25 protein-coding genes and 1 pseudogene are annotated in these 25,040 nt (G+C 53.3%); 3 read left to right on the top strand and 23 right to left on the bottom strand.

Going from position 1 to position 25,040, the window contains the following annotated elements; genetic code table 11:
* Positions 1-53 precede the first annotated feature (53 nt).
* On the top strand, positions 54-1,091 hold the full coding sequence (hpxD, locus tag ABLU86_RS06685; RefSeq protein ID WP_032714508.1) for a molybdenum cofactor-independent xanthine hydroxylase subunit HpxD: 1,038 nt from the start codon (positions 54-56) through the stop codon (positions 1,089-1,091).
* Positions 1,092-1,106: 15 nt separating this feature from the next.
* Entirely contained in the window at positions 1,107-2,075 is a 969-nt protein-coding gene (locus ABLU86_RS06680) for a PDR/VanB family oxidoreductase (RefSeq protein ID WP_348796011.1), read from the top strand.
* A gap of 39 nt (positions 2,076-2,114) precedes the next feature.
* On the opposite strand, the gene ABLU86_RS06675 is transcribed toward ABLU86_RS06680, so the two are convergent.
* The 5 genes and pseudogenes from ABLU86_RS06675 to ABLU86_RS06655 form a co-directional block, all read right to left on the bottom strand.
* Positions 2,115-2,717 carry a hypothetical protein gene (locus tag ABLU86_RS06675; protein WP_223575721.1) on the bottom strand — a complete coding sequence of 201 codons (603 nt, stop codon included), beginning with the start codon at positions 2,715-2,717 and terminating at the stop codon, positions 2,115-2,117.
* 8 nt (positions 2,718-2,725) lie between these two features.
* Positions 2,726-3,700 carry a hypothetical protein gene (locus ABLU86_RS06670; RefSeq protein ID WP_015705429.1) on the bottom strand — a complete coding sequence of 325 codons (975 nt, stop codon included), beginning with the start codon at positions 3,698-3,700 and terminating at the stop codon, positions 2,726-2,728.
* A 103-nt stretch (positions 3,701-3,803) separates the two neighbouring features.
* A complete protein-coding gene (locus ABLU86_RS06665; protein ID WP_348796010.1) occupies positions 3,804-4,643 on the bottom strand; it encodes a GNAT family N-acetyltransferase in 840 nt (279 codons plus the stop codon).
* The gene (locus tag ABLU86_RS06660; protein ID WP_327062040.1) at positions 4,603-5,379 is read right to left on the bottom strand and encodes a mechanosensitive ion channel domain-containing protein; all 777 of its coding nucleotides are present in this window, start codon (positions 5,377-5,379) and stop codon (positions 4,603-4,605) included. Before ABLU86_RS06660 ends, ABLU86_RS06665 begins: the two co-directional genes overlap by 41 nt.
* A gap of 107 nt (positions 5,380-5,486) precedes the next feature.
* Positions 5,487-5,907 (bottom strand): annotated as a pseudogene (locus tag ABLU86_RS06655) (hypothetical protein).
* A gap of 224 nt (positions 5,908-6,131) precedes the next feature.
* Here ABLU86_RS06655 and ivy point away from each other — a divergent pair.
* Positions 6,132-6,581 (top strand): Ivy family C-type lysozyme inhibitor, encoded by a 450-nt coding sequence (ivy, locus tag ABLU86_RS06650; RefSeq protein ID WP_015705431.1) that lies wholly within the window; start codon positions 6,132-6,134, stop codon positions 6,579-6,581.
* A gap of 57 nt (positions 6,582-6,638) precedes the next feature.
* On the opposite strand, the gene ABLU86_RS06645 is transcribed toward ivy, so the two are convergent.
* The 18 genes from ABLU86_RS06645 to tssF all read right to left on the bottom strand — a co-directional run bounded on the left by ABLU86_RS06645 (position 6,639) and on the right by tssF (position 25,040).
* Positions 6,639-7,226 carry a hypothetical protein gene (locus ABLU86_RS06645; RefSeq protein ID WP_047080796.1) on the bottom strand — a complete coding sequence of 196 codons (588 nt, stop codon included), beginning with the start codon at positions 7,224-7,226 and terminating at the stop codon, positions 6,639-6,641.
* 14 nt (positions 7,227-7,240) lie between these two features.
* On the bottom strand, positions 7,241-7,633 hold the full coding sequence (locus ABLU86_RS06640) for a DUF4150 domain-containing protein (RefSeq protein WP_015366584.1): 393 nt from the start codon (positions 7,631-7,633) through the stop codon (positions 7,241-7,243).
* A 10-nt stretch (positions 7,634-7,643) separates the two neighbouring features.
* The gene (locus tag ABLU86_RS06635) at positions 7,644-8,249 is read right to left on the bottom strand and encodes a DUF3540 domain-containing protein (RefSeq protein WP_015366583.1); all 606 of its coding nucleotides are present in this window, start codon (positions 8,247-8,249) and stop codon (positions 7,644-7,646) included.
* Between the two features lie 11 nt (positions 8,250-8,260).
* Complete coding sequence (locus ABLU86_RS06630) at positions 8,261-9,331, bottom strand: pentapeptide repeat-containing protein (protein ID WP_348796009.1); 1,071 nt, start codon at positions 9,329-9,331, stop codon at positions 8,261-8,263.
* Positions 9,328-11,868 (bottom strand): DUF2169 domain-containing protein, encoded by a 2,541-nt coding sequence (locus tag ABLU86_RS06625; protein WP_348796008.1) that lies wholly within the window; start codon positions 11,866-11,868, stop codon positions 9,328-9,330. The genes ABLU86_RS06630 and ABLU86_RS06625 overlap by 4 nt, the downstream gene beginning before the upstream one ends.
* Before the next feature lie 45 nt (positions 11,869-11,913).
* Positions 11,914-12,285: a hypothetical protein gene (locus tag ABLU86_RS06620; protein ID WP_045394322.1), complete on the bottom strand. Its 372-nt coding sequence runs from the start codon at positions 12,283-12,285 to the stop codon at positions 11,914-11,916.
* Positions 12,286-12,304: 19 nt separating this feature from the next.
* Complete coding sequence (locus tag ABLU86_RS06615) at positions 12,305-12,685, bottom strand: DUF3592 domain-containing protein (RefSeq protein WP_142689190.1); 381 nt, start codon at positions 12,683-12,685, stop codon at positions 12,305-12,307.
* Positions 12,686-12,897: 212 nt separating this feature from the next.
* Positions 12,898-13,260 carry a glycogen/starch/alpha-glucan phosphorylase gene (locus ABLU86_RS06610; RefSeq protein WP_260676905.1) on the bottom strand — a complete coding sequence of 121 codons (363 nt, stop codon included), beginning with the start codon at positions 13,258-13,260 and terminating at the stop codon, positions 12,898-12,900.
* Positions 13,261-13,445: 185 nt separating this feature from the next.
* Positions 13,446-13,829 (bottom strand): hypothetical protein, encoded by a 384-nt coding sequence (locus ABLU86_RS06605; RefSeq protein WP_327061983.1) that lies wholly within the window; start codon positions 13,827-13,829, stop codon positions 13,446-13,448.
* 209 nt (positions 13,830-14,038) lie between these two features.
* Complete coding sequence (locus ABLU86_RS06600) at positions 14,039-14,386, bottom strand: DUF3592 domain-containing protein (protein WP_348796007.1); 348 nt, start codon at positions 14,384-14,386, stop codon at positions 14,039-14,041.
* A gap of 105 nt (positions 14,387-14,491) precedes the next feature.
* Positions 14,492-14,881 carry a hypothetical protein gene (locus ABLU86_RS06595; RefSeq protein WP_032714520.1) on the bottom strand — a complete coding sequence of 130 codons (390 nt, stop codon included), beginning with the start codon at positions 14,879-14,881 and terminating at the stop codon, positions 14,492-14,494.
* 15 nt (positions 14,882-14,896) lie between these two features.
* Entirely contained in the window at positions 14,897-17,140 is a 2,244-nt protein-coding gene (gene tssI, locus ABLU86_RS06590) for a type VI secretion system tip protein TssI/VgrG (RefSeq protein WP_348796006.1), read from the bottom strand.
* Positions 17,141-17,178: 38 nt separating this feature from the next.
* Positions 17,179-17,553: a DUF3592 domain-containing protein gene (locus tag ABLU86_RS06585; protein ID WP_015366576.1), complete on the bottom strand. Its 375-nt coding sequence runs from the start codon at positions 17,551-17,553 to the stop codon at positions 17,179-17,181.
* Positions 17,550-17,939 (bottom strand): hypothetical protein, encoded by a 390-nt coding sequence (locus ABLU86_RS06580; RefSeq protein ID WP_015366575.1) that lies wholly within the window; start codon positions 17,937-17,939, stop codon positions 17,550-17,552. The genes ABLU86_RS06585 and ABLU86_RS06580 overlap by 4 nt, the downstream gene beginning before the upstream one ends.
* Positions 17,940-18,017: 78 nt before the next feature.
* The gene (locus ABLU86_RS06575) at positions 18,018-19,442 is read right to left on the bottom strand and encodes a serine/threonine-protein kinase (RefSeq protein WP_348796005.1); all 1,425 of its coding nucleotides are present in this window, start codon (positions 19,440-19,442) and stop codon (positions 18,018-18,020) included.
* 24 nt (positions 19,443-19,466) lie between these two features.
* Positions 19,467-22,079: a type VI secretion system ATPase TssH gene (gene tssH, locus ABLU86_RS06570; RefSeq protein WP_049057368.1), complete on the bottom strand. Its 2,613-nt coding sequence runs from the start codon at positions 22,077-22,079 to the stop codon at positions 19,467-19,469.
* Positions 22,080-22,128: 49 nt separating this feature from the next.
* The gene (tssG, locus tag ABLU86_RS06565; RefSeq protein ID WP_015366572.1) at positions 22,129-23,172 is read right to left on the bottom strand and encodes a type VI secretion system baseplate subunit TssG; all 1,044 of its coding nucleotides are present in this window, start codon (positions 23,170-23,172) and stop codon (positions 22,129-22,131) included.
* The gene (gene tssF, locus ABLU86_RS06560; RefSeq protein WP_015366571.1) at positions 23,169-25,040 is read right to left on the bottom strand and encodes a type VI secretion system baseplate subunit TssF; all 1,872 of its coding nucleotides are present in this window, start codon (positions 25,038-25,040) and stop codon (positions 23,169-23,171) included. Before tssF ends, tssG begins: the two co-directional genes overlap by 4 nt.

The raw sequence follows: 25,040 nt of genomic DNA, 5'->3' as shown, positions 1-25,040 counted from the left end.
ACAATAAACTCACAACAATTAAACAATCAACTTAGCCATCAGGAAGCAAGACGATGAACAGACAACCGCTCACGCCCCCCGCGCATTGCACCTTTGAACCCCAGGACTGGCTGCGGCTGGCAAAATGCTGGCATCCGGTGGCGCGCAGCGCTGATATCGGCCCGCAACCGGTGAAAGCCACCCTGCTGGATGAAAAACTGGTTATCTATCGCCTGCACGAACGAGTCGTAGTCGCCCGCGATGTCTGTCCCCACCGCGGGGTACCATTGACGTTAGGTTTTCATGACGCAGAAGGCATTATTTGCCCTTATCACGGCCTGCGCTTTGGGGAAGATGGCCGCTGTAACCGAATCCCCTCCAGCCCAAATCAGCCGATACCGGCGAAATTAAATCTGACCTGCTACGCGGCGGAAGAACACTATGGTCTGGTGTGGGTGTGTCTCGATTATGATGCTGACAATCCCCCGCGGTTACCGACCATGCCGCACTGGGCAGACGACGGATTTCAGCAACTGACCTGCCCGGCGTTTGAGGTCAATGGCTTTGCAGGCCGTCAGGTTGAAGGGTTTCTTGATGTGGCGCATTTTGCGTGGATCCATACCGACACCTTCGCCGATGCGGAGAATCAACAGGTTCCTGACTACCTGCCTGAGGAAACGGAAAACGGGTTTGTCGTCGACTACTGGAGCACGGTCGGCAATTATCCGGCAAGCGCCGGCTACCGCGCTCCGGAGGGATTTCAATGGCTGCGTCGCTTTGAGATGCATTTGCCCTTTACTGCCACCCTGACGATTCATTTTCCCGGCGAGGCCCGGCTGGTTATTATGAATGCCGCCTCGCCCGTCTCATCACGGGTCACGCGGATGTTTGCTCCAATCGCCCGCAATTTCGACCTGCATGTGCCGGTGGAGGAGGTCTACGCCTTCAACCTTCGCGTTTTTGAAGAAGACCGGCTGATGGTCGAGAACCAGCGCCCGGAGACGCTACCTCTGGATCTTACCCTGGAAGCACATATTCCAGCCGACCGTAGCTCAATTGCCTACCGTCGCGGCTTGAAGCGGCTGGGTTTCGGTGAGTTTTTCCTGGTCTGAGCAAGGAGTTATACGATGAGTACTCTAATTGAGGTGGTTGTCGATGGTCTCTGGCGTGAAGGAGAACATAATCTGGCGGTCAGGCTGGTGACGCCTGACGGCGACCCATTACCCGCATGGCAGCCCGGTGCCCATATCGATCTGCATCTGGCGAACGGCGTGACCCGTCAGTACTCACTCACCGGCAGCCATCGCAGGCTGGAACGTTATCTGATTTGCGTGGCGAGAGCGGCAGAATCGCGCGGCGGTTCGCGCTACATCCATGAGACGCTGAGACCGGGTCAGAGGCTGATGATATCACCGCCGAGAAATCAGTTTGCCCTGCAAACGGCGCGACACGTCACCCTGCTGGCCGCCGGGATTGGCATTACGCCGCTGTATAGCATGGCGCGGGCGTTAGCGGCGCAAGGAAAGCCATTTACCTTACAATATTACCTCAACCGACGGGAAAACGGCGCCCTGGTAGCCGCGATTGCCCGCAAGCTGGCACCTGAAAACGTGAGGATTTATAGCTCAGCTGAAGGCGAGAGCCCACGAGAAAATTTGCCTGGAAGGTTGAGCGTTCCTCATCGTGAAGATCGGCTTTACGTGTGTGGTCCGGCGGGATTTATGGCCGCCGCGCGCCAGGCGGCGGCGATACAAGGCTGGCAGGCCGAGCAGATCCATGAGGAGGCGTTTCAGGCGTCAATGCCCGCCAACGACGTTCGGCAGGAAGAGACGTTTACGATGACGCTCGCCTCTTCTGGCCAGTGCTGGCCTGTCGCCGCCAATCAAACCATCGCGCAGGTATTGCAGGAAAATGGTGTGGCAGTGCCGCTCTCCTGTGAGATGGGGATTTGCGGCGCCTGTCTGACCAGGGTGGTTGAGGGAGAGGTGGATCATCGTGATACGGTGCAGTCAGCAGCAGAAAAATGCGCCATCGTGCAGCATGTCGCGCTGTGCTGCTCCCGCAGTCGCAGCACGAATCTGCTTATTGATTTATAAAATAAGGCCAGGCTAAAACTGGCATGTTGCCGCCCTTTTCTAACGTGAAGCGCGGCGCAGCGTCTGGCGCTGAATATTAAGCTGTTTTCGCCAGACCCTGTTATGTAGATAAAGGGCGTTTGCACGGTAAAAAGTCTGGCTATTAATGCATCGGATACCGCCTAAAATGAATACTAGCCCCAGCACGGCGCTAATGAGAAATCCTGGTTTTAGTCCGGCGCCGAATAATGCCCCCAGGCAAACAGAAAGAAAATAAACAATCGCAACCAGACCGCTAAAAGCCATCAAAGCCAGTGATAATTTAAGAGCCAGAAAATTGCCTCTGGCAACGAAGTACATCGTCAGTACCATTATCAGACTATAAATTAGCGATACAGGCACAATCGCCGCCATCACGGCATACTGCGGCAGCCCAAATAGCTCGAACACCGCCAACCAGAGATAAGGTTGAGCCAGGGCAAAAGCGAACATGCTCAGAATCATAGCCCCTACCAGCGGTATTCCTGACATATGCCAGCCGACCGGAATACCCATCCGGTCTTTTAATCTGTCTTTAAGCTTTTCAAGCTGCTGCGGATCGTTAGTGTCCATTTTTCGAGAAACAACGGCACTTAAAATAAGGTTTCTGGTAATATATTTCATGATTATTATTAATGAGTTCCCAACAAGGAGAATGACTGAATAAGGCCAATGGCATATTGTGTTGAGGCCCTCATATTTTGCGGATTACGGATTGTTCCAGTCATGGCGCTACCCGCAAATGCGGAGGTATTCACTACCGCCGTGGTTAATTCACGTTGTAAGCTTCTCTGTAAGGCATCAGAAGGAAAGCGTTTGGGATAAAACCCTGCACGCATAGCGGCTTTAATTCCTGTATTCGATATTCCAGGGTTTTGCGCACGAATAATTTCTTCCGTAATTCGGCGACGTTCCGCACGGTTTAGCCCTTTAAGCCAGGTTATCACATTCGTTGAAGTGCTAGCTTTCATCATCTTATATGTTTCTATCGTGCTTCTCAGCCCAGCTCCGGCACCCGCAAGCGAAACAATATCTAATGCGGTACTTGTTGCCACATACCATGATTCGCTGTCGAGCCATGTGACTACATCATCATGATCTGTTGCAATCAGGGTAATACGACCTAAACCAATAAAACATTGCGCGACTGTAGCTACCGTTCCCGCAGTAATAATCGCAGCAACAACACCGGATGCCCCTGCGGTTATTGGAACGGCGGCACCTGCGCCGACAGCCAAAACTCCCGTTACGACAGCCGCACCGCATGAAATAGCCGTTGAGGTGATCTCGTTTGCCAGGGATGGCGTCTGAATCGTATGATTTAGTGCTTTGGTGGCATTATATGCCGAAGGTTGAGCATTGATTCGGGTAACGATAACGTGGGTGACGGTGCTTTTATTTTCCTGAGCAATATTTCTGGACGGTCTAACAAGCCACTGCTGGCTACCGTCAGAATAAATAATACCTGCATGGTTAAAATCTCGGGAACAATCCAATTGATTGGCCAGAGCCTTAAAATCAAAATCATTGCCTGAGGTCAGTCCCAGACTCCTTGCAAATCCATAATCGGGTAAATTGTTTTTTGCAAACTCTCCAGGCATTGTCATTGATTCTCTCCATGCATATGGGCATCTATTTTATGCCCTAAAGGTTAATTGCTATAGAAATATAAAAATTCAGGATTATTCCGAATGGCCGTTGTTACTCCACTTACCCCATCGCCTGGGACATCAGGCTAAAAAGACGTACATCATAGCTGTGGCGGCAAATATCCCCCTTCACCATTGCCAACGGCCGATCCGCCAGCGTGAACCCGTTTTGCCCAAGCCAGCGGGTAAACGATTCATGTTGGCCTTCCGGGCAATCGAGGCGCACAAACTCGCCGGCAAGCGTCGTCAGAAAACTAGCGCATAACGCCTGCGCATGATCGCTTCGGCTGGCCACCACCGGCCCGATTACATAGCCTCGGCCCATGCGGCGACAGGCGGCCCAGGCGCAAATCTGCTCCTGGCTATTGCGGATAACGGCAAGGTGCGCGTTGGCCAGCAACCAGCGGATAAGACGCTCCCGTTGGGCGCCCCAGGCCTTGCCATCCAACAGAGCTAGCTGTGATATATCGGCGACCGTCGCGGCAGAGATGCCGATGCCCGAAGAAGCAACGGCAGGTAATGCGTGGGCGTGCCATTGCTGGAGAAATCCTGCCGGACGGAAACCAAACTTACGATATAACGGTTCTCCGGCAGGCGTGGCGTGCAGTTGGATAGTGCGGCTGCCCAGCCTCTCTAATTGAGCGGCAAAGAGCTTCTTGCCAAGCCCTTTACCCTGCAGCTGTTTAGCCACCAGCACCAGGCCGATAGTGGCGTGATGTTGACCCCAGCGCCAGCATAGCGTCGTGCCACAGAGTTCGCCTTCTACTTCCGCCACAATACCCTCACCTAGCGTGAAGGCGCACAGCCAGTCTTCACGACGATGCGGCCAACCCATCTGCTGGCTAAGCATCAGGCCACCGCTAATATCGGAGGCCCGCATTTTTCTCAACACGATTGCCATCTCCCGGTCCCCCCTCAGTTGGCGGCGGTGAACTGGCGCGGCTGGCGTTTTCCTGCGATAAGCGCCAGAAATCATGCCCGGCGGGATACTGGTAAAGACGCAGTGAAAACTGCCCGGCCACGGCGGTAATGTATTCAAAAATAGCAGACTGGGTGTTCTCGTAATCCATCCACAGCGTCGAGGAGGTAAAGCAGTAGATTTCCAGCGGCAGCCCGGACGGCGACGGTTTTAACGTTCGCGCCACGATGTACATATCTTTAATGATATCTGGCCGTTCGGCGAGATAGCTCATCAGGTAATGGCGAAACAGCGTCAGGTTAGTCAACCCGTTATCAATAAACCAGCGATCCGCGACGCCGCCCGGATCCCGGCCATCCAGTAATTTACTGAGCGGCTCACTCACCCCGCGGATTGCCAGCATCGGGGTTAACATCTCCTGATTCAGGAAGGTCACCGAGTGCTGATCGATATTAATACTACGCATGATCCTTCGTGCGCCGGACGAGAACATCGCCTGCCAGTTGGTATACGTTTCTGTAAGGAAATTCTTGGTCGGAATACGCGAAATGGTGTTGTCCCAGTTACGGATAGTAATGGTATGCAGCGCGATATCCGTCACTTCCCCGCTCAGGTTCTTGTCGGGCATTTCGATCCAGTCGCCCAGTTGCAGGACATCGTTGGACGATAGCTGGACGTTGGCCACCAGCGACAACAAGGTATGTTGAAACACTAACATCAGCACCGCCGCGACGGCGCCGAGGCTGGAAATAATAATCACCGGTGATTTATTCGACATCACGGCGAGGATCATAATCGCGGCCAGAATGTGAACTAAGATTTTGCCTATCTGGATATAGCCTTTGATGGAGTGGTTTTTACGCTTGGTCTTACGCAGATAAGAGCTATTGACGATATCCAGCATTTCGTTGAAGAAGATCGACAGAAAAATAAAAAACAAAATTCCGCAGATGGTATTAATCGCCGTTACCAGCGATGCCGGCATATTGGGCATAAACTGCAGAACATAGTAGACGATAATAACCGGAATGAAGTTTGACAGTTTCTCGGCGATACGGCGGTCTTTTTCCAGCGGTACGTCCTGTTTATGGCTGGCGAAGAACACCTTGCGTATCACTTTAATCAGCAAAAACTTGCACAAAAGATGGGCAAAGATGCCGGAGACGACCAACAGAATAAGGTTAAAGCCGATCGCCAGTGCCGGATTACTTTCAATAAACGTCAACAGATGATTCAAATACGCCATGCGTTATCGCCTGAATAAATATGCCCTTTTGTATTAGCCCTTCACTCTCGGCTATTAATACAAAAATTTAACCAATGTGCATCATGACATGTCAAAGCCGGATAAGTCCACGCTTTGCGCGGGTGATCACATTCATTGTATAAATATGTTCATTTGCATTAATGATGCTCTGCGCCCACTATTAAGGGGCCCGAAATGAGGACATATCAACTCCAGGAGGAAACATGTTCAAAGCACTTGCCGCCATCGTCGCACTCACCGCATCCGCCAGCGTTATGGCGCAAAGCGATGTTACGCTGACTTCACTTGCCAAAGATAATGCGACCAAAGCGTCGTTCAGCCAGATGGTAAAAGGCCATAAGCTCCCGGCCTGGGTTAACAGCGGTGGTACCGGATCCCCGGCACAGACCGTGAAACTGGGTTCTGAATCCTGGCAGGTATTAAGCGCCTGTAAACCACACGATTGTGGAAGCGAACGTATCGCCGTGATCTGGTCTGAAAAATCCAAACAGATGGCGGGCGTCTTCTCAGTGGTTGATGAGAAGACATCGCAGGAAAAACTGACCTGGCTTAACGTCAGCGATGCGCTGTCGATTGATGGTAAAACCGTGCTGTTTGCCGCGCTGAGCGGCAGCCTTGAAAACCATCCTGACGCGTTTAATTACCCGCAATAAACAAAATCCCTGGCTATCCGTTGATAGTCAGGGGTTGCTCACCGCCATTACCACTCCCTATTTGCGCTGCCGGCGTAGTTTGCCCGCGAGAAGAGCCAACCGCTGGCTACGACAATAAATCGTGAACAGCACGAATCCCTGGCGGTTAAATATTAGCCGGCAACACAGTAATGCCAGCGCGGCGAACGCCAGCGGCCAGAGACTTTCTCCTGCGCTGACCATCGCTCTCAACGCTTGCGCCGCCGTTGATGCTGAGAGGAGAAGAAATAGCGCCAGAAATCCCTTCAGCCCGAGGGTATAACCGCGAGCCAGCAACACGCCGCTGGTCAACAGAAAAATAACCACCACTAGCGCTGGTACAAAGAAACTCGCTACCCGTATCGGCGCAGAGAATGGCGGGAGCGTCTGCAAAAATGGTAGCAGATTGAATGCAAAAGCCACTAAGAACAGTGGGAATAGCGCGGCGACCGGAAATGGGTTTTGCCGGGGACGTTCGCCAGGTGGACGCGAAAAGTAGCGTTCAAGTTCTGGCGTGGAGTGATTCAGTGAGGTGCCGTCCCGGCGCGCAATAGCGCGGTCTATCTCCCGGCCATGCTGCAGGAGATCGTAAAAAGGCTTCCCGAGAATGATGTTCAGGTATGGCATCTGGAACGTGTTTCCTACGGCGCCAGCATCAATACCTTGAACTGGCTGGGGACGATGCGCATACCGACCGCATTTGTCGAATTTTGCAGGCTAACGCTGGTTAGACGCGTCGCCGGCGTGCCTTTTAGCAGCACGGTAAATGCGCCGGTCAGATGACGCGACGGCCCCATTACCGTACCTGATGCCACCCCGGTCGCCACGCCGGGGTTATCGCCGTTAGTAAGCGGCGTCACCGTCGCCATATTATGTGCGGGCATGCCCATAAACAGAATATTGAGCGCGTTAGGGATCGCCGTCGGCCCCAGCGCGATGTCCGGATAGGGAATCGGCGTCGGCGCCGGCATCGGCGTCAGACAGACGTCGGGGAAGGCTAAATCGACACCGAATAGCTGGCAGTTAGCAAACATGATTAGCTCCTTAGCCCATGTGGATCTGTTCTGAATCGACTTTGGTAATCGCTTTTGAGGTGATAACCGTATTGTGCGCATGCAGGCGGGCGTAATCTTCCGCTTTCATATCCAGCTGCCCGGCGCGCACCTGCTCGGTCTGCCGGGTAGTGCGCAGCAGATTGTGGCTAATTTGCGTCACCGTTTGCCAGACCGATTCGGCGCGTTTGCCGACAATACGTGACAGTGTCACCCATGCCGAGAGCTTATCGCCGCTGTAGTTCATCTCGCTGATATGGCAGTCCCCCTGCGCGGCATTGACGCACAGGCGCTGACCGCTGAGACTGAGTTCTCCCTGACTTTGAATATGCAGGTCACCCGGTACGCTGAGCTCCGCCTGGCGGCTTTCATCACGCTCCAGCACCGCTAACAGCCAGATCTGGTTGTCCACGCTGCTGATGAGTACGCGATCCCCAGCCTGCGGCGCGATCAGACAACTGACCGCTCGCCGACAGTGCCAGCCGCGCCCTTCGCTCTCGACGGTCACGCTACCGTCGGCAAAGCAATGGGTCACCGTGCCGGAAGCCTGCGCCGGCGGCATCACCGCCTGGGCCAGTTTGTGATTAATGGTTGTCATCTGTTGTCTCCTTAACAACGGCTGTGGCGCTGGGCGCTCCACGCCTCAGCGGCTAATAACTCTTCATCGTATTCCAGGATCCCCTGGCGGCCGGTAAACAGCGCTTCGGCCTGGCGGGCGCGGTGCAGTCGGGTGCGGGAGAAGGTCGCGCCGCGCAGATCCGCCTGGCGCAGGTCGGCGGCGGAAAAATCGCTCCACGTCAGATCGCAGAGCGCGAATCGCGCCCCGGCGGCCTGAACCTGCTGTAAAACGCTCTGGAACAACCTGCTCTGGCTAAAGTCGGCCTGCTCCAGTATCGCGCCGACAAATATCGCCTGGTCGAACAGGCTGCCGCGACACTGGGCACCGCGCAGATCGGCCTCCATAAACAGCGCCTGGCTGGCGTTCGCCTGATTGAGCTCTGCTTCACGCAATGACGCGCCTTTGAAATTGCACTGGGTTAGCTGGGCGCCGTTAAACTTCGCGCCGTCCAGCGGACAATCGGTGAACTGGCAGCCGGTAAAGCCCTGCCTTGAATAGTCTTTGCCGCGCTGATCGCACTGAAAAAAAACCAGCCGGTCGCACTGCATTCCGTCCAGCGCGGTGTCGCGCAAATCGATATGGTAAAAGGTGGTCAACAGACCGCGGCTTTGCGCAAAGCTGGCGTGAGTCAGCTCAGCCTCATAAAACACGCTGCGTTCCAGCGTTGAACCGCGAAAACGGCTCTTGCTCATCTGGCAACGCATAAACTGGCTGCTTTGCAGCGTCGTCGCCGAGAAATCGCTCTCTTGCAGGTCGCACTGATTAAACACGCAACTATCAAGCGTGGTTTCGGCGGCCTGAAGATGGGCCATTTCACACTGATTGAAGGTCGTCTGCTTAAGTTGGGCGCCTTGCAGCTGCAGGTTCTGCAGCTGGCACTCGGTAAACAGGGCTTCATGCAGATTGGCATTTTGCAGATTAGCGCCGCGTAGCGACACCTCCTGAAACAGACCGCCGGAGAGATCGCAGTCCTGCAGGTTGATACCATCCAGCGATATTTCATTGAGTGGCTCGCCGTTTTTGATGCGCTGAACGATCTCCTCCGGGCTCAGTATCGTCATATCACTTCTCCATCGCGCTTCGGCAGGGTTTTAATGCGTTTGGTCCATGCGCCATCCAGACGCGTGGTTTTACTGGTAAAGGATTGTGAAAGATCGGCGCGGAACAGATTGGCTCCTTCGAAATTGGCTCCGGCAAGCTGGCTTTTTTGCAGCAACGCGCCCATCAGATTGGCGTCGGTAAAATCGGCCTCGCGAAAATCGGTGCGAACAAACAGACTGCCGACCAGATTCGCGCGCACAAAGCTGGCATCGCGACAATCAGCCTCACTCAGATCGCTGTTTTCGATTTTTGCCAGCGCAAAGCGCGCGCCCTGTAATGGCGTCTGGCGCAAATTGCTCTGCTGCAGCGTCGCGTGGCTGAAGTCGGCGCCGATAAGTGAGCATTCCGACACCGCAGCGCTGGCTAGCCATGTTGCAGCGCTAAAATCAGCGCGCTCCGCTATGGTCTGCACCAGAGAACAGCTTTCCAGCGTCGCCTGATGGAAAATGGCATGCTCCAGTTCAGATTGTAAAAACGAGCATTTGTGCAGCCGCGCGTGGCTGAAATCAGGTTGTGCCAGCGTCAGTTCCATAAAGACGCAGCCATCCAGCTCGGCGCGCTGAAAACGGCAGTCAATCAGGCTGATTTCCCGAAGGATCAGCGTTTTTAGCGTCGCGTTATCGAAAATGCATTGCGCAAACAGCGCGTTCTGTAGCTGACTATCTTCAAAGCGAGCGCCGGTGAAGTCGCTTTGATGGCACTCCGCCATTACCAGGCTGGCGCCGCTAAAATCACAGTTACGCAGCGACGAATGCTGTAGCTCCGTTCTGGCCAGCACGGCCCCCTGAAAAGAGGCGTTATCCAGCTGACAGTGGCTGAGGTCCGCGCATTCCAGTAACGCCTTTTCAAAATTGGCGCCGCGAAAATCCATGCCGGAAAAATCAACGCCGGTCAGATCCATCCCGCTAAAATTGCCGCCCTGCGCCATGGTACGCTCGGCGCGTTGGCGCAGGATCATCGCCAGATCGCCCTTCAGCCGGACCGCCGGCGGCTGATGCTGCACCGCGGCCAGGTACATCTGATGTAGCGCCTCGCGCGTTTGCGCGCGCTTTTTCTCACTCAGTTCCTGCTGGTGCTGATGCAGCATCTCCTGCATCCGGTGCATGGATTCGGGGCCGCGCGGTTGGTTTTCATCGTTATTCAACTGCGGATATTGCGCCTCCATCTCACGCTTGCGCTGTTGTGCATCATTCTCCATTTCCTGCGCCTGACGCTCCATGTCGGCGATAAACTCCGGCAGGTCTTCAAGCTTAGGCAACGTGGGTTCGTCGATATCCGCCAACAGGCTATCGATATCACCGCCGCTGTCTTCAATGGCGGCGCGGTGCTGTTCACGCAGCAGACGAGCGCGGTTTTTCATATTCTCCTGCTGCGGACTCGGCGACTGTTCAATTTCATTGTCGATCCACGGACCGATGGTCTCTTCCGGTATGAGATCCTTTTCGCGGAAGGAGAAGAGCGCGCCCTTCTCTTTATCCATTCGCTGGGCCAGTACCTTGCGATAGTGATTAAGCGAACGGGCGGCGCCCTCTTTTTCCAGCGCCGGGATCAGCTGCAGGACGTCGGCGGCATCGTCTTCATTGATACGAATGTGCCCCTGCCAGATAAGCATCATCTGTTCCCGATGGGGAAAGAACCATACCGTGGTGGCGCGTAAGGCAACTTCTTCAAATAGCGTTTCATCCGCGCGCTGGCGATGAATAAAACAGCGAGCCTGCCACGGCGGCAACTGGCCCTCCTGCATTGGTTTCTCAGGATGCATATTCCAGATCCGCCATTTCGCCGCTGGCGGCAAGGAATCCCGATCCTCCCACCATTGGTCCGGGCTGGCGGCGTTAAAGACTTTCCAGTCAATATCGCGGGCAAAACCGGGAAACTCCTGTTGTAGCCAACTGGCATCATATTTTTTGCCCATTCGGCTAAAGCGTCGCGGCCACTGAATATCCAACGGGCCAAAACTTGCCGGCTGCGGTTTCTGCTGCGGCGAGCTTACTCTTCCCTCCAGCGGTTCAATATTCGGCAGAGGATGACGTTCGCGCCCCTGCTGTTTTACCGGCGCGACACCAAGCCCGTGCGGGTTGTCGGCATAATCACCGCCGCCAAAGGCGCGGCTCCAGTCGAGGCGCATTTCGCTAAACGGCTGCGGTCGGGTCATACGTTGCCCCGTCCACTCGCGATCGCCGAACACCACCAACGACTTACTCAGTTTGTCGATATCGATGCGCGCCACGCAGGCGCTTTTTTCCTGCTGATGATGGGTATAAGCAAAACCGGTGGCAAGAAATTCGGCGCGGACTTTAGGGATGGCCATATCCACCACGCCGCCGCTGGTTTGTAGTTCGTCGGCGGCAAGCTGCCACAGTTCCATCTCGGGGCGCAGCTGCGGGTTTGGCCCCATATCCGCCAACGCCAGCACCGAAACGCCAAGATAATTTTTGCCCTGCCAGCGGAATGGCCGGTTCAGTACGCTCAGGCGTAAGGGTTTAATGATTTTCATATAGCCCTAATGCGATAGGTTCTTAAGGGGAATTGATGCTTAGCATCAGACATTACGATAATCGAGGTAGTAGAAATGTTGTGGGTCGTCCTGGTGAACGCGAATATTGATTAATTGATTCACCTGAACCTCAGATTGGTCTTGCGCGGGGAATATAACGCCGCGGATGCCCTGCAGTTCTTGCTCATGCCAATGATAACGAAGGGTCAAAATGGCTGAGTAGTGATTATTAATTCGCTGGTCGCGATCGTATTTGATCTGCAGGATGGTGGCCTTAACATTGACACCATTCATTTTCGTTTTTTTATCTTGTCGCGCAGAGCGTATATTCTGCATCGCAACCCAGGCCACAAAGAGCAAAACTACCAGCGGAATGGCCCATGCCATGGTTAGCATTATGGTAGAGACGATTTCCATGTTATCTCCTGATTAGTTGTCACAAAAAAAGCGGCCTGTCGTATAGCGCAATTCTCTGCGGGTTCGCCGGATCGTATTTAATCGTTGTGCCATTACCCGGCTTAAAACGTTCAATGTCGCTGAAATTCAGGGTGTGATTCAGGCTAGCTTGAACTTCCACCTGCTCGCGGGTCTTAAATTTAAAGGTGAGACGATAGATCGGTTTACTTCCGCTCCAGGCGCTGGTCTGGTGTGCGGCAATGATATCCGCGTTGACCGCAATCCCTGATTGCAGGACCTCACTGTGGGTGAAACTATCCTTTAAATACGGGTAAACATCCTGATAAAGAAAACGGGCCATGGGATAGATACCAAACACCAGGACAATCAGCCCCATGACGACAAAAAAGAGTATATCCATCGTGACAAGCCTTATTTGCTCATGGCTTACAATTTAATAATTGACAGCAATAACCGCTATCTTTACAGGCGTGTCATTACTGTACTTTACTAATAATAACATTCCTTTCTTTAATTTATGAATGTCATCACAATGCCAAAGATAAAAGATGGTTCCGTCATAACATTCATAGGGTTGCATCCGTGCTATTAACAAAAACCATCATCGATAGCTTACTCCATATCCCCAGGAACAAGGTAGACTTTTGCAGGGGTACCTGGGAGGTAATATAAACAAACTGTATTTTTCCTGCCAATTTTAACCATTTCTTCCGGAGTTATAAAACGACGAGCATGTGTGACGACAACTTCATCGGGAGTCATAAATTCCAATTCAAAATCAAATTTCATATTTCCGGTACCAGAGGTACTTATATGTTGTTTACTAATAATTTTAGCTTCAACTTTAAGGCCTTCCTTACGAAACTTCTCATCATTATTTCCTGACTTCATTATACTGTATAAGAACCACCCTAAAACTAAAATGGTAATAAAGATAGACCACATTGTTGAATTTGACATCGTATAATCATACATTAAGTGAACCATTGATGGCTGTCTTATTTTAAATGCAAAAATTTGAGAAATCGTTAGGTTCTGGATTGATTATTTATTACCAGCTAAAACCAATGGAAAGGAAACGCAGCATTTGGAGGCCGTTTCTATGCCATGTTTCCTATCAAATGGTAAAGCAGCAATAATATGTCGTGCATCGACTAGTATTAGCCTACGCTCATGACTGCTGTTTTTTTGGGGGGAACTCCCTGGTATTTGAACATTACTGGCATATCCTTTTTTAATTTAATGACTTCAGAGGTCTTTAACACAGTTGCTGCTTTATATGCCTGAACTTCACCACTCAAATTAGACTCGATAGTAAAAATATAGAAATGGTCAAAATTATTGGTAGTTGAGGTTTGTTTCCATTCTTTTAATTTTCCTGTTGCTAATTCGCCGTTCCAGTTGTCTCTTGCAACCCAATTTCTTATTTCACTAAAATCTTCCTTCTGTCCCTTTAATCCTCTGAGACAGATGAAGATGAATATCAACATTACACCTAATACAATAGGTCCTGTGTGTTCAGAAAGAAAATTCATACCTGACATTTAAATACATGAGTGGAAAATAAAATGCATCCAGTGACGACACGCTCTGTTTCAGAGAGTGGTCAACTACAATGGTAATATAAATAGACCACAATGCTGAGTTTGAAATTTTAGATTCTTACATTAATCGCACGACCTGAACCTCACAAAAGCCCAAGAAATAATGCGCAACACTCCTTCTCTTTTCACAATAAATGAGTAGTATAGTATTATTCCATTTCCCATGGTATTGGTAATAACTCTTTGGGATTATCAGGCATGTAGTAGATGTAGATAGTATTATTCCTCATGATTTTTACCATTTTTTGCGGGGAAATATACTGTTTAGCCGTTGCCGTCACCAGCCCTGAGTCAGTATTGAAAGATAATTCCATTTTAAGTTTAGTGCTCCCTCCGCCACTCGCGCCAATTTTTTCCATGCTTAATATTTTAGCCTCGGTGCGAATGCCATTTGCCTTAAAATTATTATAATTGGAGCCTGAACGATAACAATATAAGAACAAACCAAACAAAATTAAAACGGCTAATATTAATGTTCCCCATATAGTGTCAAACATAATGATCCATTAATGATGAAGTTCACCACATATTAGAAATTCTGTGAGTGTTTTTAAGTGGCCACCTAAATGGCCACGAGCATAGAAGTCTAGTGGATGCCCTGTTTATTCATAATCCACATCCATAACAGCCATTCGTTTTGGCGGAACGCCCTCATGTTTTATAGTTAATTGAAGCCCCGGTTTTAATTTGGGGATTTCTGAAGCACGTACCACGGCAGCAGCATTATACTGTTTTGTCGTACCCTCAATGTTCGCATCAAAGGTAAATACGAAATAATAATCGAAATTATTGGTCGCGTTAGTTTGACGCCAACTTACCAGAGATGCGTTTTTGATCTCACCGGGCCAGCGCTCACGGTTTAACCAATTTTTTATTTCAGTGAGGTCTCCACCTTGTCCTTTGAGACCACGTAACGAACTGAATAGTAAGAAAAAACTAAATAAAACGGATGCTATTATAATTAATAATGAGTGTTGATAAATGAAGTTCATTATATGCCTTAGTGTTTAAATGAAAATATGGATTGCACCGATTGCTAAGTTCTGGATAGAATTCTCAATTTTTGTTAACGAACGCTGATAGTTCATTGGTGCATGAACTACACTTGCTAGAGAAGTCGATACACTAAGTGGTGTCCAACTAATACTTGTTCCATTAAAAGATGTACTAAGAACATTCATCGAAGTACTCATTCCATTGCCTGAGAAAGATGCACCAGTAAAGGTAATACTATAACCTTTTGCTGTGACAACTTGTGTTGGTGCATCAATGGATACCGAAGAATCGCTTTTAATATGAACTGTATTTGGTGACGAAATATCTATCTTACCATTTTGTACCTTTTGTACCCAATCTCCACCATCCACTTGCACGGAGAGTCCACCATCGGTAATGACTTCAGATTTTCCACCTTTATTAATATTTGTTATTAATCCAGTATCAAAGTTCTGAGTTATTACTCCTGTTACATGGTGTTCTTCATCGCCAGTAATAGTGGTTTTTCGATTCCCTTTGACTTTCACATCATCGCCGCCACTTTTTATTTCAAACTCGCGACCATTGGTAATTTCTACTTTTTGTCCATTTTTGAATATTTCTGTTTCCTTCATGTCAACAGTGGTCGTTCGTAAATTATGATAATTAAAAATTGCTTTACCTGTAACATCATCACTCTGATCCTTTAAAATGACAGTGCTACGAGAACCATCAATAGTTACATGTTTATCATTCTCTACCGAGATCTTCATATCTTTCTCTGAATGCATCTCGACGGATTCATTGCCCGGATTATCTTCGAAGAACAAGAAACTGCTGTTATCAATATTCCCATCCTTACTCCGCGTCATAAAGCCCATCCGGGTGGCGTCGCCGGGGAGATCCCAAGGCGGCATGCTGGCTTCATTATACACACGTCCGGTGACGATCGGGCGGTCAGGATCGCCGTTGATAAAATCAATGACCACTTCATCGCCGACGCGGGGAATTTGCACGCCGCCAAAGCCCTGGCCTGCCCAGGCGCTCGACACGCGAACCCAGCAGGAGCTGGTGTCATCGCCTTTGGCGTGGCGGTCCCAGTGAAACTTAACTTTGATGCGGCCATACCTGTCGGTCCAGATGCTTTCCCCTTCAGGCCCGACAACTTTCGCCGTCTGCGGGCCATAGGTTCGCGGCCAGTCGGTTACCTGCGCCGGGCGATAGACCACCGAAGAGGGGATCACTCTAAAATGGATTTGGTGCGAGATATCGCTATTGCCGCCGCTGGCGTAGCTGTTCTCTTCAAACAAGTAATCTGCGGCGGTCGTCAAATATTCGCCGTTATCGCTAAAGAATGGCGCATTGGTTAGGGTAAACGTTGCGCCGGGAGCGATGCCTACCGCGGTGGCGGACGCCTGGATATGCTGATGTTCTACCTGCCAGCGCTCCTGGCGGATACGGGCGTAGAATTCACCGTGTCCGTGATCGACAAACCGCCCCGGCCAGTCGTACACGTCGATACTGCCCGGCGAGGGCGATGCCGGGTTCTGCCGCGCCTGAAACAGCCAGGCGTTAGGTTTACGGAAATCATAGTCATCGAGGCTGTAGATCCCCGGCGTCACGCTATCTTCCAGCGCCCACTGGCCGATCCCCTCTTCAGTGGTAATACCGCCCGACGCTGTCTGGTGGTAGGGAATGGTTTCATAGCCGCTTACCGATTGATGCTGGGTGGCTGAATCGGTCAGAACCATCGTATGTTTACCCGCCTCGTGGCGGAAATGGTAGGCAATCCCCTCCAGCTCCATCAGGCGGCTGATAAAGGCGAAACTACTTTCCTGATACTGGACGCAGTAATCCCAGACGCGGTAACTGCCGTTCAGCTTATCCTCAACGTTGACCTGATATTCGCTCAGCAACGTATTGATGATCTGCGGTACCGTCTGCCCCTGGAATATACGCAGGTTGCGGTCGCGTTTCATCGGCCATAAGTCGGGTTCAACGGTCAGTTGGTAAGCGGCGTAGCGGATACCGCTCAGTTCAACGGCGCTCACCGCCACGCGGGTAATTTTACCGTTGAAATAACGCGAACTCAGCGCGTTTTGCGTCGGAATGGTCACGGTGACCGGCTGGCCAAGCAGCTTGCTGCGATCCAGACGCGCATCGCTGCCAAGCAGCGTTAAGCTGAGCTCGAACATTTCCGACATGGCTTCATGTCCGCTGAGTTTCCAGAAAAGCAGCCCCTCAACGGGGAGCTGAACGGTGATCCTGTTAGACATAATATTATTCCATTCAGGGGGATACAGTTTGTGCAGCACTAGCTGCGCGTTAACAGTGGGTTCGGCAGATCGACCAGCACCTGTTGCGGGTCAAGGCGCAAGTAGCGTAACGGAATCGGCTTTCCCGGTTGAAAGTTTTGGATACGCGTAATATCAATAACGATATCCCGCTGACCGGTCAGCAATTCACCTTTTTCGTTAACGTAATTAAAATCGACGCTAATATTAATAAACCCGGAATTACCGCCCGAGCGGCTTCTCACATTTGTGATGGTGCCAGACACCGCAACGCCATCATTGTGGATAGCCGCTTTGAGTTTTTTATTTTTCGCATCGCGAATCAGTAATGACGCAAAAATATAAATAAACAGTAGGACCACGGCCAGAACGATTACGTTAGTAAAAACACTCATTTTCCACTCGTCAGTTTTGGCTTATCGTTAATATCTCTTACAAACACAATGGCGTTATCTTTTGGATCTAGTTTTGCCTCATAAGTCACTCCGACCTGCCAGGCATCGAGGGTAATGAGCAAAACCGTTTCCTGGTGCTTTTCCACAAGCCACGTTTTTCCATTATTTAAATCCTGTACCCGCAGATCCATATCAATGACAGGATTGTTGTTGATAAATAATCCGGTTTGCCGCATTGCAAGTATCGTAACCTGGATATCGTTCCCGTTTTCGATAATCCGCTGCTCTCGCCGTTGCGAGTTTTTTACTATGCGGTTGGCAAGGTAAAAGCTGATGAAAATAATAACCAGCGTCAATACTGCGTTGATAATCCAGCCTGGCGTCATTAAACACTCCTTGTTGACCAGTGATTAGCCACCCGCCGTGCATTTCTGGCGGGTGGATTTCGCTCTCAATTGCGCCATCTAGCTCGATGGATTAATAAGCCAGGTTCCCGGTTTGGCGATCTCCAGCGTCTGCTCGCGGGTTTGTCCATTACCCTGCAGGGTAATTTCATAATGTCCCGGCGCCAGTTTCAGCGAGGCGAAGCCGTTTGTGGCCGGTTGCGTATTATGTGGTTCGCCATTGAGTTTGAGCTTTTCCCCTTCCCGCATGCGCACGTAAACCTGAGCAACAGGCGCCGCCGCCGCTGCAGGTTTGCTCTCTTTAACGGCAACGGGCGGAGCGGGCTGCGCGTTAGCGGTCTGCGTTGGTACCGGCGGCGTAACCGCCGCTGGCGGCTGGGTGCTGGCGCTCTGTGCAGGTTGCGCCTCGCTGCCGCCGCCGCTGAACAGCATACCGCCGGCAATAATACCGACCAGTACGCCTGCGGCGACCATCCCCGGAACCTTACAGCGCCGCCAGTCTGTCGCGGCCGGCGCCTGTTCTTCCTCTTCGACCAGCGCCAGCATGGTGCCGGTTTTTTTGACCGACAAGACGTCATCGATACTGGACACCGGCATTTCAATCAGCTCGGCAAACGCGTCGATTGACTGGGGACGATCTTCCACCCGCAGCGCCAGAGCTTTATCCACCGCCTGTAGCAGCGGCAGCGAGTAACCCGCCGGCTTCAGTTCCGCCAGCGGCTGATAGTTGTCCTGAATACTCCGCACCACGCTCACCGGCGGCGGTGAACCCACGATCAGCGTATGCAGCACCGCGCCGACGGCATAAATATCGGTCCAGGCGCCCTGTTCGCTGTCATTATCGTCGGTATACTGCTCGATAGGCGCATAACCCGGGCGCAGCATAGTTTCGGTTTCGTCGGAGAGATTACCGATGGTGCGGCGCGCCGAACCGAAATCGAGTAGCACCGGCAGGCCGTTATCCTGGATCTGGATATTTTCCGGTGAGATATCACGGTGCAAATAGCCGGCGTCGTGAATGGTTTTAATGGCGCCGAATAGCATCGGCAGCATCCGACGGATCCATGCCTCATCGATGAGGTTTGGCTGCTGCTCGCGCAGGCGGCTCAAGGTGGTGCCGCTATAAAACAGCGTGCCCATATAGGCGGTGTCGTTCTGAACCCAAAAGCGCAGCACGTGCAGCAAGTTGGGATGATTAAAGCGCGCCAGCAGCCTCGCCTCCTGGATAAAGCTGTTTAATCCGGCGGAGAACGCTTTGCTGAAGCGTTCGCTACGCAGTACCAGGGTCATATCTTCGTTACGTACCGCCAGCGACGAAGGCATAAACTCTTTTATCGCGATGGTACGTTCCAGCTGATGGTCCCAGGCGCGATACACAATGCCGAAACCGCCGCCGCCAATCACTTCCTTTATTTCAAATTCGTTAAAACGATACCCGACCGGCAGCGCGTTCAGGACAGTCCGATTGTTTTCGTGATCCGTCATCTTAAGACTCACTTTCTGATGGTGTTACGCGGCAAACTGACAATGAAACTCGCCTTGCGCATAGCTGATGCGCAGTTGCGTAAACTGCTCATCGTTACGGTTGGCGGTTAACAGAATTTGGCTCATCTGCGGCAGCAGCGTGTTGGTCAGAATCGCATCGACCATACGCCCGCCGGATTCCACTTCGGTACAACGCTGAACCACCTGCTCGACGACGCTGTCGTCAATCTCACAGACAATGTTGTGATTGTCCTGCAGACGGCGCTGAATACGCGCCAGCTGCAGACGCACGATTTGCCCCAGCATCGCATCGCTCAGCGGGTAGTACGGCACCACCAACAGGCGGCCAAGCAGCGCTGGCGGGAAGACCTGTAACAGCGGCTGACGCAGCGCGCCGCTCAGCGCTTCCGGCTCGGGCATCAGATCCGGATCGGCGCACATTGCGCTAATCAGCTCGGTACCGACGTTAGACGTTAAGATAATGATTGTGTTGCGGAAATCGATATGGCGGCCTTCACCGTCTTCCATCCAGCCTTTATCAAACACCTGGAAGAAAATTTCGTGCACGTCCGGATGCGCCTTCTCGATTTCATCCAGCAGCACCACGCTATACGGGCGGCGTCGTACCGCTTCAGTCAGCACCCCGCCTTCGCCGTAACCCACGTAACCTGGCGGCGCGCCCTTCAGGGTCGAGACGGTATGCGCCTCCTGGAACTCACTCATGTTGATGGTGATAACGTTCTGTTCGCCGCCGTACAGCGCTTCCGCCAGCGCCAGCGCGGTTTCGGTCTTACCCACGCCGGATGGCCCGCAAAGCATAAAGACGCCGACCGGCTTATTGGGATCGTCGAGCCGCGCGCGTGAGGTGCGAACACGTTTGGCGATCAGATCCAGCCCGTGGCGTTGGCCAATCACTCGCTGGTTGAGCGTGTCGGCCAGGCTCAGTACGGCGTCAATTTCATTTTTGACCATCCGCCCCAGCGGAATGCCGGTCCAGTCAGCGACCACCGCCGCCACCACGTTCTCATCTACCGCCGCGAACAGCAGCGGCATCTCACCCTGCAGGGTTTTTAGCGCCAGCTGTTTTTCATTAAGCGTCTGGCGCAGCGCCGGCTGGGCGTCGTCATCAGCCTCCTGCAATTGCGCGCGCAACGCGATGACTTCATCAACCAACGCGCGTTCTTGCTCCCAGCGACGACTCAAGGTATCGCGTTCGGTTTCCTGCTGCTGACGCGCCTGCTTGAGTTGCTCAATGCGCTGGCCATCGCCAATCGCCACCCGGTTCTCGCGTTGGGCAATCTCCAGTTCCACATCCAGGGCGGCAATGCGCTGCAGGCAATCTTCCAACTGCGGCGGCGGCGCGCTTTGGCTGACGGCGACGCGGGCGCAGGCGGTATCCAGCAGCGCTACCGCTTTATCCGGCAACTGCCGCGCGGGAATATAACGATGCGACAGCTTCACCGCTGCGTTGACCGCTTCATCAAGCAGCAGCACCCGATGGTGTTTCTCCAGCGGCGATACGGTACTGCGCAGCATCAGCAACGCTTTCTCTTCATCCGGCTCGTGGATTTGCACCGTCTGGAAACGGCGGGTCAGCGCCGGATCTTTTTCAATATATTTTTTGTACTCCGCCCAGGTGGTCGCGCCGATGGTGCGTAACTGTCCGCGCGCCAGCGCCGGTTTCAGCAGGTTCGCCGCATCGCCGGTGCCCTGCTGGCCGCCTGCGCCAATTAGAGTGTGGATCTCGTCGATAAACAACACGATCGGCGTCGGGCTGGATTGTACTTCGCTAATTAACGCCTGAAGACGGGCTTCAAATTCGCCTTTCATGCCCGCACCGGCCTGCAGCATACCGATGTCCAGCAGCCACAGCTCAATATTACGCAACGGCTGCGGAACATCGCCTGCGGCGATCCGCCGCGCCAGCCCTTCCACCACCGCGGTTTTACCGACGCCGGCTTCCCCGGTCAGCAGCGGGTTGTTCTGCCTGCGGCGCATCAGGATATCCACCATCTGGCGGATCTCTTCATCGCGGCCAACCACCGGATCGATTTTGCCCTCCTGCGCCCGCAGCGTCAGGTTCTGTCCGTACTGGGCCAGCGTACCCTGCGCCGTCGGCGTCGCGCTCGTGTTGGCCGCCTCCACCGCCGCCTGCTGGCTCTCTTTACTGGCGGCCAGCAACGTCTCAAAGCTCTCGCTCAAGGCATCGACATTGATTTTGCTAAACTGCGGCGAAATGCCTTTCAGAACGTTAGCCAGATTCCAGGTTTTCAGCAGCCCTATTAACAAATGGCCGCCGCGGATGCGGTTGACGCCATATTTCAGCGAGCCATAAACCCACGCGCGTTCGACGGCGCTATCGATATGCTCAGAAAGGTCGGAGACCGAGCTGGCGCCGCGCGGCAGCGCATCCAGGGCCGCGATGATATCGCGGGTCAGCGCCTGCTCATCAAGGGCGAAATGGCGGATAATGTGTTGCAGATCGCCGTCCTGCTGCTGCATCAGTTGGTGCAGCCAGTGCACCAGCTCAACGTAAGGGTTGCCGCGCAGTTTACAAAAGGCGGTTGCGCTTTCCAGCGAGGTAAACAACAGCGTATCCAGTTTGCCGAAGAGTACGGCACGGCTGATTTCTGACATGTTCGGTTCCATTGATAACATTAATAAAGGTGTCAGAGAGCAGACGACATCAAGCGTCGCTCTGCTCCACGCTAAACACTAAATCGCCACGCGGCGCGGGGGCTGGCTGGTGGCCAAGCCAGGTGCTGTAACCCAGTTTGCCGTCGCCGCTGAGGACCGTACCGGGTATTTCATCGCCGCGGATAAGTACCCTGACATCCCATGCATATTCAATCCCAAGATACTGGCGGATCCAGTCGCGTAATTCGTTTACCGCGTTTTCGCCCGGCAGAAAACGGGCGTATTCGGCGGCGCTAAGCGGGCCGATTTCAAGGCGGAATTTATGCTGAACATCGCGTACCGCGACGCCGAGAAACGCCGAGACGCCCAGGCGAGGTAAACGCCTTCCCGCCCCCAGTTGCGCTTGTTCTCGCGAGGTCAGCGGCATCCATTGCGGCACGTTGCTGATAATGTTGACCGGGACTTTGAAGTAATTTCGCAGGATCTTCTCCAGTCCTTCCGGATCCCGACCATGGCGGCTGAGATGGCCTGCGTGGGTGAAACGCGCATGCGGGCTCAGGTCGCCCTTCTCCAGTTGCCCCGGCTGGCCCATGCCGATGAGTGAGGCGAGATAGCGCTCAAAGCGGCGGTTGTCCGCACGGTCTAACGATACCGTTGGCTGCGCGTCAGCCCAGGCGCGGTAGAACAGCAGCGTCAGGCGGTGATGAAAGAGATCGGCAAAAGCGCTCAGGCTGTCGTCCTGATGATGATGAATACGCTCACGGGCGTATTCGGTCATATGAACCGGCAGCGGGCCATTGGGGCCGAACAGACCGAAGCTGAGAATCGATATCTCATGCACCGCGCTATTTTCCCGTTTCTGCGCGCTGGCCAGCGTCGCGGGCGCAAACCCCATTGATGGCGTTTGCCCGATGCGCAGCGATTCGAATTTCGGCAGCGGCGCGCGCCCAAGCGGATAACGTTCGCCCCCTTGCGCGTCAATGCGGCGCAGCAGATGAAAAAGGTCGTAGCGCCAGGGCGCGGCGGTAACCTCGCGCCAGAAAACGTCCGCCAGCGGCGTCAGGCGATGAATGGTAGCCAACGTGTCACTCATATCAGCGCCCTTTTCCCCATTCGCGGCGCCCAGTAACCGATTTCGCCGCGCTGCTGGCTACATAAGGTGAATTCGGTAAAGCTGTTGAGCGACACCAGCCGGGCAAAGACCCGTTCCAGTACGCTACCAAACAGCCACGGGCTGGCGCCGGAAAAAGCGCGCTCGTCAACGGTTAAGGTAATGCCGATACCGCGGGCGAAGACGATCGGCCCCGGCTCCGGCACCCGGCGATGAACTGGCTCCAGCACGCAGTGGCGTACCCCTTCGATTTGGCGGGCCACGGCGGTCTCCGCCAGCCCGGCATACAGCCCAAGCAACTGGCGCAGCGCTGCTGCGCCTTCGCCATTTTCACCGTCCATCAGGCTGAGATAGTTCATCTGCAGCTGGCTTATCAGCCGCCAGGTGCTGAGCCCTTCCGCCAGCGCCGGTCGCGGCGGCGTCGGGCCGCTACGCATTTTCAATGTTTTTACCGGTAGCGAATCCGCCAGCACGAATTGCCCCAGCTCCTGTTGTAGCATCAACGGTAGGTCGCGGCTGGTGCACAGCACCTCGGCGGTGATGTAACGCAGATCTTCTTGCCACGGCGCATGCTGCTCATCGACCAGTGAGACAAAGGTCTCAGAGCCGGTATAGCCGGTACGCGTGCCATAGCGCAGCGCGTGTTCGGAAAGCACCCGCTGTTCGCGGCGCAGTGAAAAATAAGCGCCGTAATCTCCGGCATCTTTGCTCCATGAACTCCAGAATGGACGGAACTCGCGATCGTCGCGGTGGCCATCGGCGCTGCCGTGAATTTTACTCACCGAATAGATTTCGTAGTCCAGCGGGCGGATGTTATCGACCACCAGATGGTATTCATGTTGGCTGTCGCTCAGCGACTGGCGGGCGGCGATTTTCGGAAACAGGTTAATCACCGGCGTGCAGTGCAACGCGAAGTGGTTAGCTTCCACCACTTGTTCCAGCCGGTCGTCTGTTTTATCCAGCAGGATAATGATATCGAAGGATTTTTCTTCCTTGCACTGGCCGATTAACTTGCTGAGGCCGTTAATACTGATAAAGCGGAAGCGCGCCGGGAAGGCAAAGTATTCGTGCAGCAACCGGTAGCCGTCAAAATTGCGAAGATCTTCCGGTAGCAGCGCCTGTTTGGCGGCGAAACCCTCTTGTTGTATAGCCTCTTCGCTCAGCGAAAAACGCAGCGGATCGCGCCCGGTGGTCTGGCACACCACGCCGACCTGGTGGGCAAGAATCAGCTCCAGCAGGCGCAGCGCCTCAATATCCGGGCCGCTTAAGAAAAACGCCAGCCGGTCAAAGGTCAGATGACCAAGATGTTGAGCCCCTTCACAGCTTATACGCAGGCGCAAAGCGCTGACGGCGCCGCGCTGGCTGAGCCCAAGCGCGGCCAGCGGCACATCGGCGGGGATCCCGCCAAGTTCGGCTTTCTCAATACGCAGCGGCAACAGCGTGACATCGTGCGCGGTGGTATAGCTACAGGTGACGCCGTTTTTCTTCAGTACCTGGCTGTCCATCATCGTACCGCGCGGCACCACGAAACCTTTACTCAGATCGCCTTTATTGATGTCCGGCTGCAGTTCGGCAATCGCCATCGACGGCGTAGGCGCCAGATAATTGGGCGCGATCATCTCCAGCAGGCGCTGTGAAAAACGCGGGAATTCGGCGTCCATTTTTAGCTGCACGCGGGAAGTCAGAAAGGCGAACCCCTCCATCATCCGCTCAACGTAAGGATCGGCGACCTCAATACCGCGCATGCCCAACCTGCCGGCAACCTTCGGATAGCGTTCGGCGAATTCAGCGCCCATCTCACGCAGATAGGCCAGCTCGCGGTTGTAATATTCAAGCAGTTTGCCTTCCAT

Source organism: Klebsiella sp. JN_Kp121 (genome assembly GCF_040062145.1).
In the GTDB taxonomy this organism is placed as follows: domain Bacteria; phylum Pseudomonadota; class Gammaproteobacteria; order Enterobacterales; family Enterobacteriaceae; genus Klebsiella; species Klebsiella aerogenes.
Note: the sequence above shows the minus strand (reverse complement) of the source record. Positions and strands in the feature narration are given on the sequence as shown.

Bases quoted from the DNA above. Each gene is read 5' to 3' on its own strand.
- hpxD (WP_032714508.1), top strand. From the start codon at position 54: ATGAACAGACAACCGCTCACGCCCCCCGCGCATTGCACCTTTGAACCC.
- ABLU86_RS06680 (WP_348796011.1), top strand. From the start codon at position 1,107: ATGAGTACTCTAATTGAGGTGGTTGTCGATGGTCTCTGGCGTGAAGGA.
- ABLU86_RS06675 (WP_223575721.1), bottom strand. From the start codon at position 2,717: ATGAAATATATTACCAGAAACCTTATTTTAAGTGCCGTTGTTTCTCGA.
- ABLU86_RS06670 (WP_015705429.1), bottom strand. From the start codon at position 3,700: ATGACAATGCCTGGAGAGTTTGCAAAAAACAATTTACCCGATTATGGA.
- ABLU86_RS06665 (WP_348796010.1), bottom strand. From the start codon at position 4,643: ATGGCAATCGTGTTGAGAAAAATGCGGGCCTCCGATATTAGCGGTGGC.
- ABLU86_RS06660 (WP_327062040.1), bottom strand. From the start codon at position 5,379: ATGTTAGTGTTTCAACATACCTTGTTGTCGCTGGTGGCCAACGTCCAG.
- ivy (WP_015705431.1), top strand. From the start codon at position 6,132: ATGTTCAAAGCACTTGCCGCCATCGTCGCACTCACCGCATCCGCCAGC.
- ABLU86_RS06645 (WP_047080796.1), bottom strand. From the start codon at position 7,226: ATGCCATACCTGAACATCATTCTCGGGAAGCCTTTTTACGATCTCCTG.
- ABLU86_RS06640 (WP_015366584.1), bottom strand. From the start codon at position 7,633: ATGTTTGCTAACTGCCAGCTATTCGGTGTCGATTTAGCCTTCCCCGAC.
- ABLU86_RS06635 (WP_015366583.1), bottom strand. From the start codon at position 8,249: ATGACAACCATTAATCACAAACTGGCCCAGGCGGTGATGCCGCCGGCG.
- ABLU86_RS06630 (WP_348796009.1), bottom strand. From the start codon at position 9,331: ATGACGATACTGAGCCCGGAGGAGATCGTTCAGCGCATCAAAAACGGC.
- ABLU86_RS06625 (WP_348796008.1), bottom strand. From the start codon at position 11,868: ATGAAAATCATTAAACCCTTACGCCTGAGCGTACTGAACCGGCCATTC.
- ABLU86_RS06620 (WP_045394322.1), bottom strand. From the start codon at position 12,285: ATGGAAATCGTCTCTACCATAATGCTAACCATGGCATGGGCCATTCCG.
- ABLU86_RS06615 (WP_142689190.1), bottom strand. From the start codon at position 12,685: ATGGATATACTCTTTTTTGTCGTCATGGGGCTGATTGTCCTGGTGTTT.
- ABLU86_RS06610 (WP_260676905.1), bottom strand. From the start codon at position 13,260: ATGTATGATTATACGATGTCAAATTCAACAATGTGGTCTATCTTTATT.
- ABLU86_RS06605 (WP_327061983.1), bottom strand. From the start codon at position 13,829: ATGTCAGGTATGAATTTTCTTTCTGAACACACAGGACCTATTGTATTA.
- ABLU86_RS06600 (WP_348796007.1), bottom strand. From the start codon at position 14,386: ATGTTTGACACTATATGGGGAACATTAATATTAGCCGTTTTAATTTTG.
- ABLU86_RS06595 (WP_032714520.1), bottom strand. From the start codon at position 14,881: ATGAACTTCATTTATCAACACTCATTATTAATTATAATAGCATCCGTT.
- tssI (WP_348796006.1), bottom strand. From the start codon at position 17,140: ATGTCTAACAGGATCACCGTTCAGCTCCCCGTTGAGGGGCTGCTTTTC.
- ABLU86_RS06585 (WP_015366576.1), bottom strand. From the start codon at position 17,553: ATGAGTGTTTTTACTAACGTAATCGTTCTGGCCGTGGTCCTACTGTTT.
- ABLU86_RS06580 (WP_015366575.1), bottom strand. From the start codon at position 17,939: ATGACGCCAGGCTGGATTATCAACGCAGTATTGACGCTGGTTATTATT.
- ABLU86_RS06575 (WP_348796005.1), bottom strand. From the start codon at position 19,442: ATGACGGATCACGAAAACAATCGGACTGTCCTGAACGCGCTGCCGGTC.
- tssH (WP_049057368.1), bottom strand. From the start codon at position 22,079: ATGTCAGAAATCAGCCGTGCCGTACTCTTCGGCAAACTGGATACGCTG.
- tssG (WP_015366572.1), bottom strand. From the start codon at position 23,172: ATGAGTGACACGTTGGCTACCATTCATCGCCTGACGCCGCTGGCGGAC.
- tssF (WP_015366571.1), bottom strand. From the start codon at position 25,040: ATGGAAGGCAAACTGCTTGAATATTACAACCGCGAGCTGGCCTATCTG.